Raw genomic sequence first — 17636 nt, forward strand, 5'->3', positions numbered from 1 at the left:
CGCTCGGACGTGTCGGTACGGCCAGGCACCGTGTCGGCATGGAGATTTTGGACTGGCCGTTCCGGGGCACTGAAGCACTAGCCGCCGGAGCCGTCACACCACACCGGTTGCGGACCCACTTCGAGATGGTTCACCGCAACGTGTACATCCCCCGCGGGAAGAAGCTGACGGCGGTGACGCGGGCCATCGCCGCGTGGTTGTGGTCGGGGCGGTCCGCAACGGCGGTGGGCCTGTCCGCCGCGGCGCTGCACCGCACGGGATGGATCGACGATTGGCTACCGGCCGAACTCAACCGACGGGGCCGGGACAAGGCGCGCGGCATCATTTCCCACAGCGCCTGCCTCGATGAGGACGAGGTATGCGTGCGCGACGGCATCGCCCTGACCACTCCGGCGCGCACGGCATTCGACCTCGGAAGGCGAAAAGGACTGACCACAGCGGTGATTCGACTCGATGCACTGACGCGTGCCACCGAGCTGAAGGTGGCCGACGTCGAGATGCTCGCCGAGCGACATCGCGGTGCTCGAGGGTTGATCCAGCTACGTCAGGCACTACCGCTGGTCGACGCCGGCGCCGATTCGCCCTATGAGACGCGAATTCGCTTGCTAATCATTCGATCTGGCCTGCCAGCGCCCCAAACCGAGATCAAGGTACTCGACGATTGGGGCGCGGTGGCGGCCCGGATCGGCATGGGCTGGCCGGAATGCAAAGTCGGCGTCGAATTTGACAGCGCAGGTCAGTGGAATAACGCGGCGCGCAGCGACGCTTTCGATCGATCGGCCGAACTCGAAGCGTGCGGGTGGACGATTGTTCGAGTCAACGCGCAGACACTGAAAAACCGGCCTGACATCGTCGTGGCGCAGGTTCGACACGCGCTCGTGCGCAGAACCTAGGCTCCGTGACCGGCCGGGACCCGCTCCCCTGCGACCGGCGGCCCGGGCGGCGTGCCATCACCGAAGGGCCTGCCGCCCAGCGCTTCCCGTCCGTGCGGCGCCAACCAGCCAGCCAGATCGGGGCCTTTGGGAACAATCCCGGTGGGGTTGATGTCGGCGTGCACGATGTAGTAGTGCTGCTTGATTTGGACAAAGTCCACGGTATCGCCGAATCCCGGGGTCTGGAACAGATCACGAGCGTACGCCCACAACACGGGCATCTCGCTGAGCTTGTACCAATTGCACTTGAAATGACCGTGGTACACCGGATCGAAACGGGCCAGCGTGGTGAACAGCCGCACGTCGGCCTCGGTGATGGTGTCCCCCACCAGATAGCGTCGACTCGCCAGACGATCGCTCAACCAGTCCAATGCGCCGAACAGCCGATCGAAAGCGGCCTCGTACGCCTGCTGTGAGCCGGCAAAGCCACAGCGGTACACGCCGTTGTTCACTTCGGTGTAGATCCGCTGACTCACCTCGTCGATCTCGAGTCGCAACCGTGACGGGTACAGCTGCGGGGCGCCGTCGCGATGGTAGGCGGCCCACTGCGTGGACAAGTCCAAGGTCATCTGCACGAAGTCGTTGGTGACCACCGCGCCGGTCGGTACATCGACGATCGCCGGAACGGTGATGCCCTTGGGGTACTCCGGGAAGCGCTTGAAGTAGGCGTCCTGTAGTCGCGGGATCTGCAACACCGGGTCCAGACCTTCGGGATCAAGGTCGAAGGTCCAGCTGCGCGCGTCATGGGTGGGTCCGCAAAAGCCTATGGAAAGAACGGGTTCCAAACCCAGCAGGCGGCGCACGATGATGGCGCGGTTGGCCCACGGGCAAGCCCGGGCAACGATGAGGCGATAGCGACCGGGCTGCACCGCATAGCCGTCGCGCCCGTCGGCGGTGATGCGGGTGGTGATGTAGTTGGTGTCGCGGCTGAATTCACCGGCGCCGGCAACATATGAGCCCATGGGTGGACAGCCTTACAGCTTCGCCTCGGCTGACGTCGAGTCAGGCAGGAAGCGCCGAGCCACATTCGGCTGCGTGGACGGCCCGGGCTCCCAATGCGCAATCCAGGGTCCGGTGCCCTCGGAAGGATCGATGATTCCATCCTCCAGCCAGGCATACCGACCCTCCAACACGTCGTTGGTCAGGCGGACATCGCCGACATCGGTGTTGGTCCACAACCCGTGGAACAGCGCTTCCACCCGCAGAGTCGCCTGCCCGCAGAATGCCTCCGCCAGCTCGTAGGCCTGCCGTCCGACGATCGGATCAGCGACCCGTTGGGCTTCGGCCCGCACGCATACCGCGGACATGGCGAACAATTCCGCACCGATGTCGACGATGCGACCGAGAAAGCCCTGCTTTTGTTCCAGCTTGGCCTGCCAGCGGGCCATCCCGTAGAAGGTGTTTCGGGCCAGCTTGCGAGTCGAGCGTTCGATGAATCGCAGATGAGCGGCCAGCGGGCCGAACTCGTGATACGCCTTGGGCCGCTGTCCCTCACCAAATACCAGCTGCGGCAACCATTTTGCATAGAACCCGCTGGCGCCAACCGCGGCTGCCGCCTTCTTCCGAAGATCGGTGTTGGGTTTGGCCAGATCCCCAGCGGCGGTCAGGTGCGCGTCTACCGCTTCGCGGGCAATGAGCAACCGCATGATCTCGCTGGATCCCTCGAAGATCCGGTTGATCCGAACATCACGCAACGACTGCTCCACCGGTGCCGCACGCTCACCCCGCGCAGCCAGTGACTCGGCGGTCTCATAGCCACGCCCGCCCCGGATCTGCAACAGCTCATCGGCGACCTGGCACGCCATCTCACTGGACCACAGCTTGGCCAGCGCCGCCTCGATGCGGATATCGTTGCGGCCCTCATCAGCCATCTGACCCGATATCTCCACCACCGCTTCAAGCGCGTACGTGGTGGCGGCGATGAACAAGATCTTGCCGGCGACCGCCTCGTGCTTGCCCAGCGGCTTGCCCCATTGCACTCGCTCGCCGGACCACTCACGCGCAATTTTCAGCGACCATTTGGCCGCCCCCGTCACCATCGCGGGTATCGCCAGCCGCCCGGTGTTGAGGGTGGTCAGCGCGATCCGCAGACCGTCCCCCTCCCGACCGATCAGATTCTCCTTGGGCACCCGCACGCGGTGCAGCCTGGTTACGCCGTTCTCGATGCCGCGCAGTCCCATGAATTTGTTGCGCCGTTCGACGGTGATTCCGGGTGAATCGGCCTCGACCACGAATGCGCTGATTCCACCCCGGTGCCCCTCACTCTTGGGCACCCGGGCCATCACCACCAGCAATTCGGCAACCACACCGTTGGTGGTCCACAGTTTGATCCCCTCGAGTTCGTAGGCCTGACCGTCGTCGATCGGTGTGGCCGTCGAGGCCAGCCGGGCCGGATCGGATCCGACGTCGGGCTCGGTGAGCAGGAAGGCCGAGATGGCACCGGCGGCGCACCGCGGCAAGAATTTCTTCTTCTGCTCGGGGCTTCCGGCGAGTTTCAGTGGCTCAGGCACACCGATCGATTGGTGCGCCGACAGCAGCGCGCCCAGGCTGGTGTGGACCGTCGATGCCAGCATCAGCGCGCGGTTGTAGGCAACCTGCGACATGCTCAATCCGCCATATTCGGACGGAATTTTCATGCCGAAGCAACCCAGTTCGGCCAGGCCCTTGACGTATTCATCGGGAATCTGGGCGTCTCGCTCGATGACGCTGCCGTCAATGGTGCCGAGAAACTCCTGCAGCCGGCACAGAAACGCCGCGGTGCGCGCCTCCTCGGCGTCCGACGGCCGGGGGAAGGGATTTATCAGCTCCAGCGGAAAGCGTCCGAGGAATAGCTCCTTCGCGAAAGATGGCTTATTCCAGCCACTTTCACGAGATTCCTCGGTAAGAGCTCGCGCTTGCTCCTCGGTGACCTGCGCCTGCTGTGCCATCGTTGCCTCCGCGCTACGACTTCACCGCGATAGGAAAAACCTGGTGCCGTACGCAGGCAATATTACGGCGCACAACGGCAAGCGGAAGTGCCCGACGATGACGAACGCGGCCAGCGGGCCAGCCACTTTGAAAAAGCCCTGACGTCAACCCGATTCGATGCCCGAGCGGACGTATTGCGCCAACGGTTAAGCGTCGAGCTCCCGCGCCACGGCCTTGACCACCTCGGAGACCCGCCGGGCGGTCTTGCGGTCCGGGTAGCGCCCCTTGCGCAGCTCTGGCTGCACGGTGCTCTCCAGCAGCGTGATCATGTCCTCGACCATGCCGTGTAGCTCGTCGGGGCTGTGCTTGTGCTCAACGGCCTCGCGGCGGGTGCGGGTGAGGCTCGGTGGCGGGTCGAGCAATTTGAGGCTCAACGCCTGCGGTCCGCGCCGCCCGGACGCGATACCGAATTCCACCCGCTGCCCCGCTTTAAGCCCCTCGACGCCTGCCGGCAACGCAGAGGAGCGAACGTAGACGTCCTCGCCCTCCTCCTGCGACAGGAAGCCGAACCCCTTGTCGGAGTCGTACCACTTCACCTTGCCGGTCGGCACTGCTCTCACCTGCTTGTCTGACGGATCACTGGGTTTACAACAAAAAGATGCGTCCCGCATGCGCAGCACGCGAGGACGATCACAGATCCTACTCGGATGCTGGCCCGCCAAGCATCCCTGTTTATCCGGCACTCGGTAGGCTGGCACCACTGCTGGAGGAGATATGCGCCTAATACTGAACGTTATCTGGCTGGTGTTCGGCGGCCTTTGGCTGGCCCTGGGTTACCTGGTCGCGGCGCTGATCTGCTTTCTGCTCATCGTGACCATTCCGTTCGGCTTCGCGGCGTTGCGGATCGCGTCCTACGCGTTGTGGCCGTTCGGCAGAACGATCGTCGAAAAGCCCAGCGCTGGAACCGGCGCCCTGATCGGCAACGTCATCTGGATCCTGCTGTTCGGGCTTTGGCTGGCCATCGGGCACCTGGTCAGCGCGGTGGCGATGGCGATAACGATCATCGGGATCCCGCTGGCGCTGGCCAACCTCAAGCTGATCCCGGTGTCACTGGTTCCGCTGGGCAAGGAGATTGTTTCCGCCGACTGGCCGACCCGATACGAGCGGGTGGCCCGATGACGGTGACCGCGCTGGGCGTCCCGACGGTGCGTGGCCGGTCGGAAGGCTCGGCGATCGCATCCGACGCACCGGGCGATGGTCCGCTTCTGGATCGCTTTGGCCGGTCCGCCACCGACTTGCGGGTGTCACTAACCGACCGCTGCAATCTGCGCTGCGGTTACTGCATGCCCGCGGAAGGCCTGAACTGGCTGCCCGGCGAGCAGCTGCTTGGACCGGCGGAGCTGGCCAGGCTGCTCCGCATCGCGGTTACCCGGCTCGGGATCACCAGCGTGCGGTTCACCGGCGGCGAGCCGCTGTTGGCCCGGCATCTCGAAGAGGTGGTCGCGGCAGCGGCCCAACTGCGGCCCCGCCCGGAAATCTCGTTGACGACCAATGGTGTGGGTCTGGCGAAGCGGGCAGCGGCATTGGCGGAGGCGGGTTTGGACCGGGTCAACGTGTCGCTGGACACCGTGGACCGCGCCCACTTCACGGCCGTCACCCGCCGAGACCGGTTGACCGATGTGCTGGACGGCCTGGCCGGCGCCAGGGCTGCCGGTTTGACTCCGGTCAAGGTCAACGCCGTGCTGGACCCCGAGACGGGCCGCCAAGACGTCGTCGAGTTGCTGAGATTCTGTTTGGAGCAGGGCTACCAGCTGCGGGTCATCGAGCAGATGCCACTCGACGCCGGACATCAGTGGCGGCGCAACGCGCTGCTGGGCTCCGACGATGTGTTGGCGGCGCTGCAACCCCATTTCCGGCTTCGGCCTGATCCAGCGCCACGCGGCTCGGCTCCTGCCGAGCTCTGGCTGGTCGACGCCGGTCCTGACACGCCCGCCGGTAAGTTCGGGGTCATCGCCTCGGTTTCGCACGCGTTCTGCTCGACGTGTGACCGCACCCGGCTGACCGCCGACGGTCAGGTCCGCAGCTGCCTGTTCTCCACCGAGGAAACCGACCTTCGCGGGTTGCTGCGCGCCGGCGCCGGCGACGAGGCGATCGAAGCGGCGTGGCGCGGCGCGATGTGGGCCAAACCGGCCGGCCACGGGATCAACAACCCGGATTTCGTCCAGCCCCAGCGCCCCATGAGCGCGATCGGTGGCTAGCCCGAAGGCGCCCGTGCCCAATCAGCCCGCCGGGATCGAGGTCACCGTTCGTTACTTCGCGGCCGCACGGGCGGCGGCGGGGATCGAGTGCGAAACGGTCGGGTTGCGGCCTGACGCCACCGTTGCCGAGTTGGTCGACACGCTGGCCGGCCGGAGCACGCGGCTGGCGACGGTGTTGGGCCGATGCTCTTACCTCAGGGACGGAATTGCTGTCCGAAATGACGCCACCGCGTTATCCACCGGCGACACGGTTGACGTAGTCCCGCCATTCGCCGGCGGCTAAGCCCTGTGAATTGCCTCACGTAACGGAACGATAACAACCGGGACACGAGGTGATGTCGGGACGCTATGAGCTGCGGAAACAATGGTCGTTCCTGGCGTTTTAGCCCACGGTTGCGCGGAAAACACCTCATTACTTCGTGCGTGACGAGAACGCCTGAAACCGCTACCGTCTCTCAGGGCTGGTCAACCGAACCCAACTGACTTGCCTGCCCTCCCTACAACGCGCCGAGCTCCATCCGGTAGGCGGGGGATTCCGACCCACGGATGGAGGCGGGGGACCCGCCAGGTCCACCGAGATCGGACCGGGCCCTTCACGGCCCTTGGGGTGAAGCCGACGTCGTCCCACAGATGTAGTACGACGCTGGCCGGGTAACCTCTCCAACCCGAACCCGACAGCTGACCTCGCAGGCGTGTACCGAGAGGAATTACTGAACGTATGAGTGGACGTCACTGTAAGCCCACTACCTCGAACGCCAGCGTCGCCAAGATCGCCTTCACCGGCGCGGTGCTCGGCGGCGGTGGTATCGCCCTTGCCGGCCACGCGGCCGCGGCCACCGACGGCGAATGGGACCAGGTGGCCCGTTGCGAGTCTGGCGGCAACTGGGCGATCAACACCGGCAACGGCTACTACGGCGGCGTCCAATTCGCGCAGAGCACCTGGGCCTCCCACGGTGGCGGCGAATATGCGCCATCCGCGCAGCTGGCCAGTCGCGAAGAGCAGATCGCGGTCGCCGAGCGCGTCCTGGCCACTCAGGGCCGCGGAGCCTGGCCGGTATGCGGACACGGCCTGTCGGCCGCCACTCCCCGCGACGTCCCCGCTCCGGCCGCGCTGGATGCCCCGCTCGACGCCCCCGGAATCAACGGCGAGCCGGCACCGCTGGCCCCGCCCCCCGGAGATGACGTCCCGCCCCCGGCTGACCCGGCACCCCCGGTAGAGCTGGCGGCCAACGACGTGCCCGCTCCGGCCGACCTGCCGCCCGCTCCGGAAGACCTGCCGCCGGCCCCCGAAGACCTGGCACCCCCGGCCCCGGCCGACCTGCCCCCCGCCCCAGAAGACCTGCCGCCCGCGCCGCAGGACCTCCCCCCTGCGCCTGAGGATGTGGCCGCGCCCGCGCCGGCCGACTTGCCGCCGGCGCCGGAGGACGTGGCGCCCCCGGTGGAGCTGGTGGGCAACGACGTGCCCGCCCCGGCCGACCTGCCGCCGGCCCCCGAAGACCTGGCACCGCCGGTGGACGTCCACGAGGCTTCGACCGTCGCCTACACCAAGAAGTTGTGGCAGGCGATCGTGGGACAGAACATCAGCGGCAACGACGCGCTCGACGCGCTCGCGCAGCCGGCCGTCTTCGCCTGAGACAGGGTCACCCCTAAACCGACCGGCGCGGAAAGCCGAGCGGGTTAGGCCGAACCCACCCATTCTTCGGAACCATCACCGAAGAACTGGTGCTTCCACACCGGAAGCCGCGCCTTGATCGTGTCGACCAACTTCGCGCACGTGGTGAACGCGGCCTCGCGATGATCGGCAGCCACGGCGGCCACCAAGGCTGCATCGCCCACGTGCAGGACCCCGATTCGGTGGCTGGCCGCGACCGCGCGCACACCGGCGGCGTGTTGGGCGACATCGGCCACCACCTCGGCTAGCACCTGGCCGGCCGACGGGTGCGCGGAGTACTCCAGCCGCAACACTTCCCGGCCACCATCGTGGTTGCGCACCACCCCGACGAAACCGACGACAGCTCCCGCCGACGGCCGGCCCACCAGTTCCTCGTGTTCGGCCAGAGAGATCGGCTGGTCGGTCAGCAGGGCCCGCACAACCTGCGTCATCGCCGGTGGTCTTGGCCAGCGATTTGATCGAGCGCGTGGTGCACGACGTCGGCGAGCACATCCAACCCGTCCCGAACGCCGCCAGGTGAACCAGGCAGGTTGACGATCAAGGTTTGGCCGGCCACACCACACACCCCTCGGGACAACACCGAGGTCGGAACCTTCGGCAGGCCGGCGCGCCGGATGGCGTCGGCCAATCCCGGGATCACAAAGTCCAGCACCGCCACGGTCTGCTCCGGGGTCGAGTCGGTAGGCGAAATCCCCGTGCCGCCCGAGGTGATGATCAGGTCCACCTGGGCCTCGACCGCGTCCTGCAGCGCCTCGCCGACCGGGTTACCGTCGGCGACCACCTTGGATTCCAGCGGCGAAAAGCCGCGTTGCTCAAGCCATTCAGCGATAATCGGCCCGCATTCATCGGTGTACACACCGGATGCCGCACGCGTTGAAGCGATGATGATTTGGGCCGAGCGAGCCGTGCTCACCTCGACCAGCTTCCTCTGCGCCCGCCCTGTTTGCTGAGCACCCGGACATCGTCGATACGAGCGGCTGGGTCGACCGCTTTGATCATGTCGTAGAGCGTAAGGGCCGCGACGCTGACAGCGGTCAGTGCCTCCATCTCGACACCGGTTCGGTCGGTGCTGCGCACCGTCCCGGTGATCTCGACATCCGCCTCAGCCATGGTGAAATCAACGTCGACACCGGTCAGGGCGAGCTGATGACACAGCGGGATCAAGTCACTGGTGCGTTTGGCCGCCAGAATTCCCGCCACCCGCGCGGTGGCCAGCGCATCCCCCTTGGGCAGGCCGCCGCTCGAGATCAGCGCCACCACCTCCGTCGAGGTGCGCAGAAAGCCCGCAGCAACAGCCGTGCGTCTGGTGGCCCCCTTCTCCGTGACGTCGACCATGTGCGCGGCTCCCCGCTCATCCAGATGCGATAGCCCACCTGAGGGATAAGAGCCTGCCCCGGGTGTCGCCGATGCCGCGGGGGCCTTGGATGCGTTGGGAGGCTCGGCCATCCCAACGACTACCTGTTGACGACTGTCACCGGGTGCAGGTAGGGCAGATCGTCTGCGGCCAGCGGAAACACCACCTCACCGAACGGAGACAGCGCCCCTGTTCGGTCGGTCACCAGCTCGCTCACGGCGTGGTCATCCGGATCCGTGGTCGGCCAGCCGTTGTCCACGTACTTGCTCTTACCCGCCTTGCCTTCAGCAATGTCAGCCACGGCGTCCATTCTGACAGGTTTACCTGCCGTCCGCGGCGCAAGGTCACCGGTCGGGCCTACGCTGATCAGCAATGACCGAACACACCCCGGAAATCCCGCTGGGGTCCTGGCTGGCCGAATTGCCCGACGAGCGGCTGATCACGCTACTCGAGCTGCGGCCGGACCTTGCCCAGCCGCCACCTGGCAGCATCGCAGCGCTGGCCGCGCGGGCCCAGGCCCGTCAATCGGTCAAGGCTGCGACCGAACAACTCGACTTCCTGCGGTTGGCGGTGCTCGATGCGTTGCTGGTGCTGCTGGCCGACACCGAGCCGGTGCCGATCGCAAAGCTGGTGTCGCTAATCGGTGAGCGCGCCACCCAGGCCGAACTGACCGAGGCGCTCACCGACCTCAAGCTGCGCGCCCTGGCCTGGGGCGACACCACCGTTCGGATCGCCGCCGATGCCGGCACCGCGCTGCCCTGGCACCCGGGGCAGGCAACTCTCGAGGACAACTCACGAACCGGCGAGCAAATTGCCGAACTGATCGCCGGGCTGGACCAGCCGCAACGCGACGTGCTGGACAAACTGCTCGAGGGGTCGCCGATGGGCCGCACCCGCGACGCCGCACCCGGTGCCGCCCCGGACCGCCCGGTGCCGCAGCTCTTGACGATGGGACTGCTGCGGCGCATCGACGCCGACACCGTGATCTTGCCCCGCCACGTCGGCCAGGTGCTCCGCGGCGAACGGCCCGGTCCGATGCAGCTCAGTGCACCCGACCCGGTGGTTTCCACCACCACCCCCGAGGACGTCGACGCGGCGGCCGCCGGAGCGGTGATCGACCTGCTGCGTGAGGTGGAAGCACTGCTGGAGAACCTCGGCACCATGCCGGTTGTCGAGCTGCGCAGCGGTGGACTCGGGGTGCGTGAGATCAAGCGGATCGCCAAGGCGGTCGGAATCGACGAGGCGCGCCTAGGCTCGATCCTCGAGGTGGCGGCGGCGGCCGGACTGATCGCCAGCGGCATGCCCGATCCGCTGCCCGACCACGGTGACGGACCGTACTGGGCGCCGACGGCCACCGCCGACCGGTTCACCACGATGTCACCGGCCGAGCGGTGGCAGCTACTGGCCACCGCGTGGCTCGATCTGCCCGGCCGCCCGGCGTTGATCGACAGCCGGGGCCCCGACGCCAAGCCCTATAGCGCCTTGTCTGATTCGCTGTTCTCGACTGCAGCGCCATTGGATCGCCGGCTGCTGCTGGGCATGCTCGCTGAGCTACCCGCCGGCGCCGGTGTCGATCCGGTGACGGCTTCGGCCGCTTTGATCTGGCAGCGCCCGCGATGGAGCCGAAGACTGCAGCCGGAGCCGATCTCGGATCTGTTGGCCGAGAGCGAGGCCCTGGGGCTGGTCGGGCGCGGCGCGATCAGCAAGCCCGGGCGCACCCTGCTGGAACACGGCGGCGACCCCGCCGCCGTGATTGCCGCAATGGCCGCGGCGCTGCCGAAGCCGATCGACCATTTTCTGGTCCAAGCGGACCTGACCGTCGTGGTACCCGGTCCGCTGCAGCGCGACCTCGCCGATGAACTGGCAACCGTGGCGACCATCGAATCGGCCGGTGCGGCGATGGTGTACCGGGTCAGCGACCAATCCATCCGGCATGCGCTCGACATCGGCAAGACCCGCGGCTGGATGCACACGTTTTTCGCGGACCACTCCAAGACACCGGTCCCGCAGGGGCTCACCTACCTCATCGACGACGTGGCGCGCCGGCACGGCCAACTCCGCATCGGCATGGCCACCTCGTTCGTGCGCTGCGAAGACCCCGCGTTGCTAGCCCAAGCCGTAGCGGCACCCGCCGCCGAGGCGGTGCAGCTGCGCGCCCTGGCCCCGACCGTGGCGGTCTCACCCGCCCCGATCGGCGAGGTCCTCGTCGCCCTGCGCAGTGCGGGCTTCGCCCCCGCTGCCGAGGACTCCACCGGCGCGATTGTCGACGTCCGGCCCCGCGGCGCCCGGGTTCCCGCGCCCAACCAACGCCGGCCCTATCGGCCCCCGGCGCGGCCCAGCGGTGAGACGCTGAACGGCATCATCGAGGTGCTGCGCACGGTGACCTCGGCACCGTGCGGCAATATCCGCATCGATCCGGCCGTCGCGATGTCGCTGCTGCAGCGCGCCGCAAAGGACCAGGCCACCCTGGTAATCGGCTACCTCGACGCCGCGGGCGTGGCCACCCAGCGAGTGGTGTCCCCCATCGTCATCCGGGGCGGTCAGTTGACCGCCATCGATTCCACCTCGGGAAAGCTGCGTGACTTCGCTGTGCACCGCATCACGTCGGTCGTCTCGGCCGACGGCCAATAATGGATCCCATGATCCACTTCGGTGACCACCCAGATGGCGATGCGGTGCGGCTAGCACCCTGCTGTGACGAAGGGCGGCACGCATGACCGACGGACCCCTGATCGTGCAATCCGACAAGACGGTTCTGCTCGAGGTCGACCACGAGCAGGCCGGCGCCGCACGCGCGGCCATCGCGCCGTTCGCCGAGCTCGAGCGCGCACCGGAACACGTGCACACCTACCGGATCACACCGCTGGCCCTATGGAACGCCCGGGCGACCGGCCACGACGCCGAGCAGGTGGTCGACGCGCTGATCACCCACTCGCGCTACGCGGTACCCCAGCCACTACTCGTCGACATCGTCGACACCATGGCCCGCTATGGCCGGCTGCAACTGGTCAAGCACCCCGCGCATGGGTTGACGCTGATCAGCCTGGATCGGGCCGTGCTCGAAGAAGTGCTGCGCAACAAGAAGATTGCGCCGATGCTGGGCGCCCGCATCGACGACGACACCGTAATCGTCCACCCCAGCGAGCGAGGCCGGGTCAAGCAGCTGCTGCTCAAGATCGGTTGGCCCGCAGAAGATCTCGCCGGCTACGTGAACGGCGAGGCACATCCGATCAGCCTGCAGCCCGACGGGTGGGAGCTGCGCGACTACCAACAGCTGGCCACCGACTCCTTCTGGGCCGGCGGTTCCGGCGTGGTGGTGCTGCCGTGTGGGGCGGGCAAGACACTGGTCGGCGCGGCCGCAATGGCCAAGGCCCAGGCGACCACGCTGATCCTGGTCACCAACATCGTCGCCGCGCGGCAGTGGAAACGCGAACTGGTGGCCCGCACTTCGCTCACCGAGGAAGAGATCGGCGAGTACTCCGGAGAACGCAAGGAAATTCGGCCGGTCACCATCTCGACCTACCAGATGATCACCCGCCGCTCCAAGGGCGAGTACCGCCACCTCGAGCTCTTCGACAGCCGCGACTGGGGCCTGATCATCTACGACGAGGTGCATCTGCTGCCGGCACCGGTGTTCCGGATGACCGCCGACCTGCAGTCCAAGCGGCGACTGGGCCTGACCGCGACGCTGATCCGCGAAGATGGCCGCGAGGGCGACGTCTTCTCCCTCATCGGCCCCAAGCGCTACGACGCGCCATGGAAGGACATCGAAGCGCAGGGCTGGATCGCCCCAGCGGAGTGTGTCGAAGTCCGGGTCACCATGACCGACAGCGAACGCATGACGTACGCCACCGCCGAGCCCGAGGAACGCTACCGGCTGTGCTCGACGGTGCACACCAAGATCGCTGTGGTGAAGTCGATTCTGCAGAGGCACCCCGGCGAGCAGACCCTGGTGATCGGGGCCTACCTGGATCAACTCGAAGAGCTGGGCACCGAACTTGATGCTCCGGTCATCCAGGGAGCGACAAAAACTCGGGAAAGAGAGGCGCTGTTCGACGCCTTCCGGCGTGGCGAGATAGCCACCCTGGTGGTGTCGAAGGTGGCCAACTTCTCCATCGACTTGCCGGAGGCCTCTGTGGCGGTGCAGGTTTCGGGGACCTTTGGCTCGCGTCAGGAGGAAGCACAGCGGTTGGGCCGGTTGCTGCGCCCCAAGTCCGACGGCGGTGGCGCAATGTTTTATTCGGTGGTTGCCCGCGACAGCCTGGACGCCGAATACGCCGCACACCGGCAACGATTCCTGGCCGAACAGGGCTATGGCTACATCATCCGCGACGCCGACGACCTGCTGGGCCCGGCGATCTAGCCTGGCGAGCAGACGCAAAATCGCACCAACGGAGCCCCGTTTGGTGCGATTTTGCGTCTGCTCGCGCCGGGGTAGGTAGAACACACACCTGACTTTGCTCGTTTTCACAGCTCAGGGCATTGGCCGCCCAAGAGTCGTGTTGTACATTCGGGCGTTTATGAGCACCCGCAGCGATCGGCGCATCCAGCGATGGCAGTCAGCCATCGTGGTTGCCGCGGCGCTGAGTGTGTTTGTTGCGTTGATCGCAGGTTGGGCGTTGCGCCCCAAGTTCTCTGCGGCCTCGCTGCCCGAACCGGTGACATGGTCACACGGGATTTCAGTCCACAGCCCGCATTCCGGGGCCCTCGGGTCAACACAACTACATGCCGATTCCCCGGCCGTGAGCCATGTTGACAACGCCACGGCATCAGGCTCGGTACCAACCCACACCAAGCCGTTCCACAGCACGTGGATGACGCGTGGTCGGCCGCCGAACTGGATTCCTCTATCACCGAACTTGGTCTGGTCGCCGCAGCCGGCATCGCTTTTCGCAATGGAATTGGCGCCCAACCTCACCCATACCGCCAAGCCCGCCAATGCTGCGGGCGGTCAAGATTCGCTAATGCGGCTCTGCGTGGCCCGTTGCTGATGGCGCAGCGCTAATCGCGCCGCTGTGACGTAGCACCGCATACCCACCGCCGCTCAGGCCCGCCGCTTCGGCGCGACCATCGCACCTCTGTCCCCCTGGCCGCCCGGCACCGTTCGCCGGGACCGCCCTCACAACCACCAGCGCCATCTCGCCCGTAGGCAGTTCTGGCGTTTCCCACACCAACTCGCCCGGGCCGTGCCGGCCCCGAAAGGAGAGTCTTCATGTCCTTCCCGAATGCGCGCGCTCTGCCCCTGGGATCACTCAACCAAAAGTCCACCGCCCTGGTCGCGAAACTACTTGTCGGCGCTGCCATCGCTGTCGGTTTCGGTGTGAGCGCAGCGGCATCGGCCAGCGCGGCTGACTGCGTTGCCGGAACCGCGCCTGCCGGCGCCGACGCCAGCCCGTTGCAGAGCCTGAGCAACGGCTGTACCGAACTGCCAGTTCACATTCCGAGCGCGACGGAACGAGAGATCGATCGCGGACTGCACGACGGCTATGTCGAGGGCACGGTGCGCGGCCCGGCTTCGATCCCGAATCAGTAGACCGGGGCCCAGCAGCCGCGGTGGCCGCTAGCTCAGCGCGGGAATCACTTCACGCTCGAACAACTCGATGCCGGAGCGGTCATACGCGGCTTCCGGGAAATAGCAGATCGCGTATTCGCACCCAAGGTCACGAATCTGCGCCAGTCGCTCGATGACCTGTTCGGGCGTGCCCGTCGCCGAATCCGGCAGGCCGCCAACCATCGAATCGGCCACGGCCTCGGGCACGTAGCCGACCAGACGGTCACGGACTCGCCCCAGCCGATCTTTGACGTCGGCTTCCGAGGTACCCAAGACGGCGGTGAAGTTGGCCGATCGCACTATGGCGTCGAATTCGGTGCCCAGTTTGCGGCAATGCTCCGCCAACACCTGCGACTTGTGCGCGAACTGTTCGGGCTGGGGCGTGAAGTTGGTGTACTGCGCGTACTGTGCGGCCATACGTAACGTCACCTTCTCCCCGCCACCGGCAACCCACAATGGAATTCCATTGTTCTGCAACGGCTTCGGCGCGACGATCGCGCCGTCGACCTGATAGTGCTTGCCGTCAAAACTGACCTTGCCGTCGCGCCAGGCGTCCCGCATGATCTGCACGCCTTCGTCCAGCCGGCCCAACCGCACCCCGGCCGAAGGGAATCCGTAGCCGTAGGCACGCCACTCGTGTTCGTACCAGCCACCGCCGATCCCCATCTGGATGCGCCCGCCGGAGATGATGTCGGCGGTGGCCGCCACCTTGGCGAGATATACCGGATTGCGGTAGCTCATCGCGGTGCACATTTGGCCGAGCTTGATCCTCGAGGTCACCGCCGCGTAGGCCGCCATCAGCGACCAGGCCTCATGGGTGGCCTCGTCACTGGGCAATGGCACGGTATGGAAGTGGTCATAGACCCACAGTGAGTCCCAGGCGCTGGCATCGGCGTAGGTAGCCAGGTCACGCATCACCGCCCAGTGCTGCTCGGGCGCGATGCCGACGAGATCCATTCGCCAGCCTTGCGGAATGAAGAGACCAAAGCGCATAGCTCGGACTATATGCCCGGCGGCCTCCGAATTTGGAGCGGGCACCAAGCACCCGCCCCGAGCCCGGCGTCAAACACCAAGCGCGGCCAACGCCGCCTCCACCGAGTACTGCCGCAGTTGCGCATAGGGCTCGTCCGGAAACTGCATGCAACAGTCCTGCAATCCACCAAATGCCAGCACCGCCCGGGTCGCCTGACCGAGCGTCGGCGCCGCGCCGAACACCAGCCGACCGAGCCGCTCCCGCCAGGCCAGCACGGTGTCGATCAGACCGAGGTCGGACAGCAACGTCAGTTCGACCACCACCAGCATCAGGTCCTGACGATGCCGGTAGTGGAAATCGAAGTACCCCTCGAGCAGGCCGCGGACATTGCCGTCGGCAAGCCGCTCACGCTCCGCGACAAATCGCTCGCCCTCTTCGATCAACGGCACCACGATGCTGCGCACCAGGTCTTCGCGTGACGCGAAGTGGTAGTACAGCGCCGGCTTCGTGATCCCCAGCCGGTCTGCGATGTCCTGCAAGCTGGTGCCCCGCACACCTTGGCGCAGAAATAGTTCGCGAGCGACTTCCTGGATCCGCCGCCTGGTGTCCGACCTGGGCTTGGTCACCACACGAGGCTATCTGACCTACCGTTAGGTAAGCACCCCATGTTAGCCTTACCGAACGTTAAGTAAGTAGGAGGTCGACGTGCGGATCTTGATTTCGGGCGCCAGCATCTCCGGTTCGGTACTGGCATTTTGGCTGAGCCGCTACGGATTCGATGTCACCGTCGTCGAGCGGGCGCCACAATTGCGCAAGGCCGGCGGCCATGCCGTTGACCTGTTCCGGCCGTCCATGGAGATCTCGACGAAGATGGGCGTGCTATCGAAGATCGAAGCGCTGGCCACCGGGACCGAAACCCTGACCTGGTATCGCGAGGGCGCGCGGCGGCCAGTTCGCGTCAATCTCGCCAAGATCTTCGGCGCCACGTCCGACCAGCATGTCGAGATCATGCGCGACGATCTCAGTGCGATCTACTACGAGGCCAGCCGCCATGACACCGAATACCTGTTCGGCGACTCGATCACAGCCATCTCGCCGGACGGACGGGTGAGCTTCGAGCAGGCCGCGCCACGCTGCTTCGACATCGTGGTCGGTGCCGACGGGCTGCACTCCAACGTGCGGCGCCTGGTCTTCGGCGAAGACGCCGGACACACTCAATTCCTCGGCGGGTACCTCGCGGTGGTGTCGGTGCCGAAAGGACTGGCACACGACGGCGAGATGGTCGGTCACGTCGGGCCCGGCCGGATGGCAGCGGTCTACACCGCAGCGCCCCTCGACGACGCGCGCCTGCTGTTCCTGTTCCGCACCCAGGAGGAACTGCGATACCACTACCGAGATGTCTTGCGGCAAAAGGAATTATTGCGTGAAGCGATCGCCGGAATGCATCCGCAGGTGGACCTTTGGCTCGAAGAGCTGGACCGCACACCAGCGTTCTACTTCGACTCGATCACCCAGTTGCAGCTCGACACCTGGTCGCGCGGGCGGGTAACACTGGTCGGCGACGCCGGCTACTGCCCGGGGCCCGCGGTCGGCGGCAGCACCAGCCTGTCGGTGCTCGGCGCCTACATACTGGCCGGGGAACCGGCCCAAGCGGGCGGCGACTACGCGCGAGCGTTCGCCGCCTACGAGCGAGAGATGGCCGACCCGGTAAGTCGCAGCCGCACCTTTGCCAGCGGGGTCGCCGTGAGCCTCATTCCGCGATCGAAAGCCGGAGTGTGGGCGCTGACCCACGGTGCGCAGCTGGTTTCAATGCTGCCCGGTGGCCTCACCAAAGCGGTCGCGAAGCTGAACACCAAGGGTGTGCGGCTCTACGACTCAATGCGGTTCAAGGAATACGCCCCACCACGGCCCGGATAGGCACGAGCAGACGCGGAATCGCATTGCGACCGTGGGTCGCACGCGATTCCGCGTCTGCTCGCCAAGCCTGAC

The 17636-nt window shown here is 66.3% G+C and carries 18 protein-coding genes and 1 riboswitch; of the genes, 9 read left to right on the top strand and 9 right to left on the bottom strand.

The window, feature by feature from the left end; genetic code table 11:
* The first annotated feature begins 38 nt into the window (after positions 1-38).
* Positions 39-893 carry a putative endonuclease domain-containing protein gene (locus tag CKW46_RS25610; RefSeq protein WP_482052552.1) on the top strand — a complete coding sequence of 285 codons (855 nt, stop codon included), beginning with the start codon at positions 39-41 and terminating at the stop codon, positions 891-893.
* Here CKW46_RS25610 and CKW46_RS25615 read toward each other — a convergent pair.
* The 3 genes from CKW46_RS25615 to CKW46_RS25625 form a co-directional block, all read right to left on the bottom strand.
* Complete coding sequence (locus tag CKW46_RS25615; protein WP_117437848.1) at positions 890-1894, bottom strand: glutathione S-transferase family protein; 1005 nt, start codon at positions 1892-1894, stop codon at positions 890-892. The genes CKW46_RS25610 and CKW46_RS25615 overlap by 4 nt on opposite strands.
* Before the next feature lie 12 nt (positions 1895-1906).
* On the bottom strand, positions 1907-3859 hold the full coding sequence (locus CKW46_RS25620; RefSeq protein ID WP_482052553.1) for an acyl-CoA dehydrogenase family protein: 1953 nt from the start codon (positions 3857-3859) through the stop codon (positions 1907-1909).
* 186 nt (positions 3860-4045) lie between these two features.
* Positions 4046-4450: a cold-shock protein gene (locus tag CKW46_RS25625; protein WP_012396202.1), complete on the bottom strand. Its 405-nt coding sequence runs from the start codon at positions 4448-4450 to the stop codon at positions 4046-4048.
* Between the two features lie 163 nt (positions 4451-4613).
* On the opposite strand from CKW46_RS25625, the gene CKW46_RS25630 reads away from it, so the two are divergent.
* The 4 genes from CKW46_RS25630 to CKW46_RS25645 all read left to right on the top strand — a co-directional run bounded on the left by CKW46_RS25630 (position 4614) and on the right by CKW46_RS25645 (position 7730).
* Positions 4614-5018 (top strand): YccF domain-containing protein, encoded by a 405-nt coding sequence (locus CKW46_RS25630; RefSeq protein ID WP_011738640.1) that lies wholly within the window; start codon positions 4614-4616, stop codon positions 5016-5018.
* On the top strand, positions 5015-6097 hold the full coding sequence (moaA, locus tag CKW46_RS25635; protein WP_482052554.1) for a GTP 3',8-cyclase MoaA: 1083 nt from the start codon (positions 5015-5017) through the stop codon (positions 6095-6097). The genes CKW46_RS25630 and moaA overlap by 4 nt, the downstream gene beginning before the upstream one ends.
* 13 nt (positions 6098-6110) lie before the next feature.
* Complete coding sequence (locus CKW46_RS25640) at positions 6111-6380, top strand: MoaD/ThiS family protein (protein ID WP_117437851.1); 270 nt, start codon at positions 6111-6113, stop codon at positions 6378-6380.
* A 212-nt stretch (positions 6381-6592) separates the two neighbouring features.
* Positions 6593-6806: riboswitch (cyclic di-AMP (ydaO/yuaA leader) on the top strand.
* A 9-nt stretch (positions 6807-6815) separates the two neighbouring features.
* Positions 6816-7730, top strand: coding sequence for a transglycosylase family protein (locus tag CKW46_RS25645; RefSeq protein WP_482052555.1), 915 nt, complete (start codon positions 6816-6818; stop codon positions 7728-7730).
* Positions 7731-7774: 44 nt separating this feature from the next.
* Here the strand turns inward: CKW46_RS25645 and CKW46_RS25650 are convergent, their stop codons facing one another.
* Genes CKW46_RS25650 through CKW46_RS25665 form a run of 4 tightly spaced genes read right to left on the bottom strand, consistent with a single transcriptional unit; the run spans position 7775 to position 9424 of the window.
* On the bottom strand, positions 7775-8200 hold the full coding sequence (locus CKW46_RS25650; RefSeq protein WP_011738644.1) for a molybdenum cofactor biosynthesis protein MoaE: 426 nt from the start codon (positions 8198-8200) through the stop codon (positions 7775-7777).
* A complete protein-coding gene (locus CKW46_RS25655; RefSeq protein WP_011738645.1) occupies positions 8197-8682 on the bottom strand; it encodes a MogA/MoaB family molybdenum cofactor biosynthesis protein in 486 nt (161 codons plus the stop codon). Before CKW46_RS25655 ends, CKW46_RS25650 begins: the two co-directional genes overlap by 4 nt.
* A complete protein-coding gene (gene moaC / locus CKW46_RS25660; RefSeq protein ID WP_482052556.1) occupies positions 8679-9215 on the bottom strand; it encodes a cyclic pyranopterin monophosphate synthase MoaC in 537 nt (178 codons plus the stop codon). Before moaC ends, CKW46_RS25655 begins: the two co-directional genes overlap by 4 nt.
* A gap of 8 nt (positions 9216-9223) precedes the next feature.
* Entirely contained in the window at positions 9224-9424 is a 201-nt protein-coding gene (locus CKW46_RS25665) for a hypothetical protein (RefSeq protein WP_172607222.1), read from the bottom strand.
* A 71-nt stretch (positions 9425-9495) separates the two neighbouring features.
* Between CKW46_RS25665 and CKW46_RS25670 the strand changes: the two genes are divergently transcribed.
* The 3 genes from CKW46_RS25670 (at position 9496) to CKW46_RS25680 (ending at position 14656) form a co-directional block, all read left to right on the top strand.
* Positions 9496-11754: a helicase-associated domain-containing protein gene (locus CKW46_RS25670; RefSeq protein ID WP_482052557.1), complete on the top strand. Its 2259-nt coding sequence runs from the start codon at positions 9496-9498 to the stop codon at positions 11752-11754.
* An 82-nt stretch (positions 11755-11836) separates the two neighbouring features.
* Complete coding sequence (locus CKW46_RS25675; RefSeq protein ID WP_117437856.1) at positions 11837-13486, top strand: DNA repair helicase XPB; 1650 nt, start codon at positions 11837-11839, stop codon at positions 13484-13486.
* An 849-nt stretch (positions 13487-14335) separates the two neighbouring features.
* On the top strand, positions 14336-14656 hold the full coding sequence (locus tag CKW46_RS25680; protein ID WP_015357116.1) for a hypothetical protein: 321 nt from the start codon (positions 14336-14338) through the stop codon (positions 14654-14656).
* Between the two features lie 27 nt (positions 14657-14683).
* On the opposite strand, the gene CKW46_RS25685 is transcribed toward CKW46_RS25680, so the two are convergent.
* Together CKW46_RS25685 and CKW46_RS25690 are read right to left on the bottom strand one after the other, a co-directional pair.
* Positions 14684-15667: an LLM class F420-dependent oxidoreductase gene (locus tag CKW46_RS25685; protein WP_117437858.1), complete on the bottom strand. Its 984-nt coding sequence runs from the start codon at positions 15665-15667 to the stop codon at positions 14684-14686.
* 69 nt (positions 15668-15736) lie between these two features.
* A complete protein-coding gene (locus CKW46_RS25690; protein WP_012396214.1) occupies positions 15737-16273 on the bottom strand; it encodes a TetR/AcrR family transcriptional regulator in 537 nt (178 codons plus the stop codon).
* Positions 16274-16352: 79 nt separating this feature from the next.
* Here CKW46_RS25690 and CKW46_RS25695 point away from each other — a divergent pair, with 79 nt between their 5' ends.
* Complete coding sequence (locus CKW46_RS25695; protein WP_482052558.1) at positions 16353-17564, top strand: FAD-dependent monooxygenase; 1212 nt, start codon at positions 16353-16355, stop codon at positions 17562-17564.
* Positions 17565-17636: the final 72 nt, after the last annotated feature.

The organism is Mycobacterium liflandii (assembly GCF_022354805.1).
Lineage (GTDB): Bacteria > Actinomycetota > Actinomycetes > Mycobacteriales > Mycobacteriaceae > Mycobacterium > Mycobacterium marinum.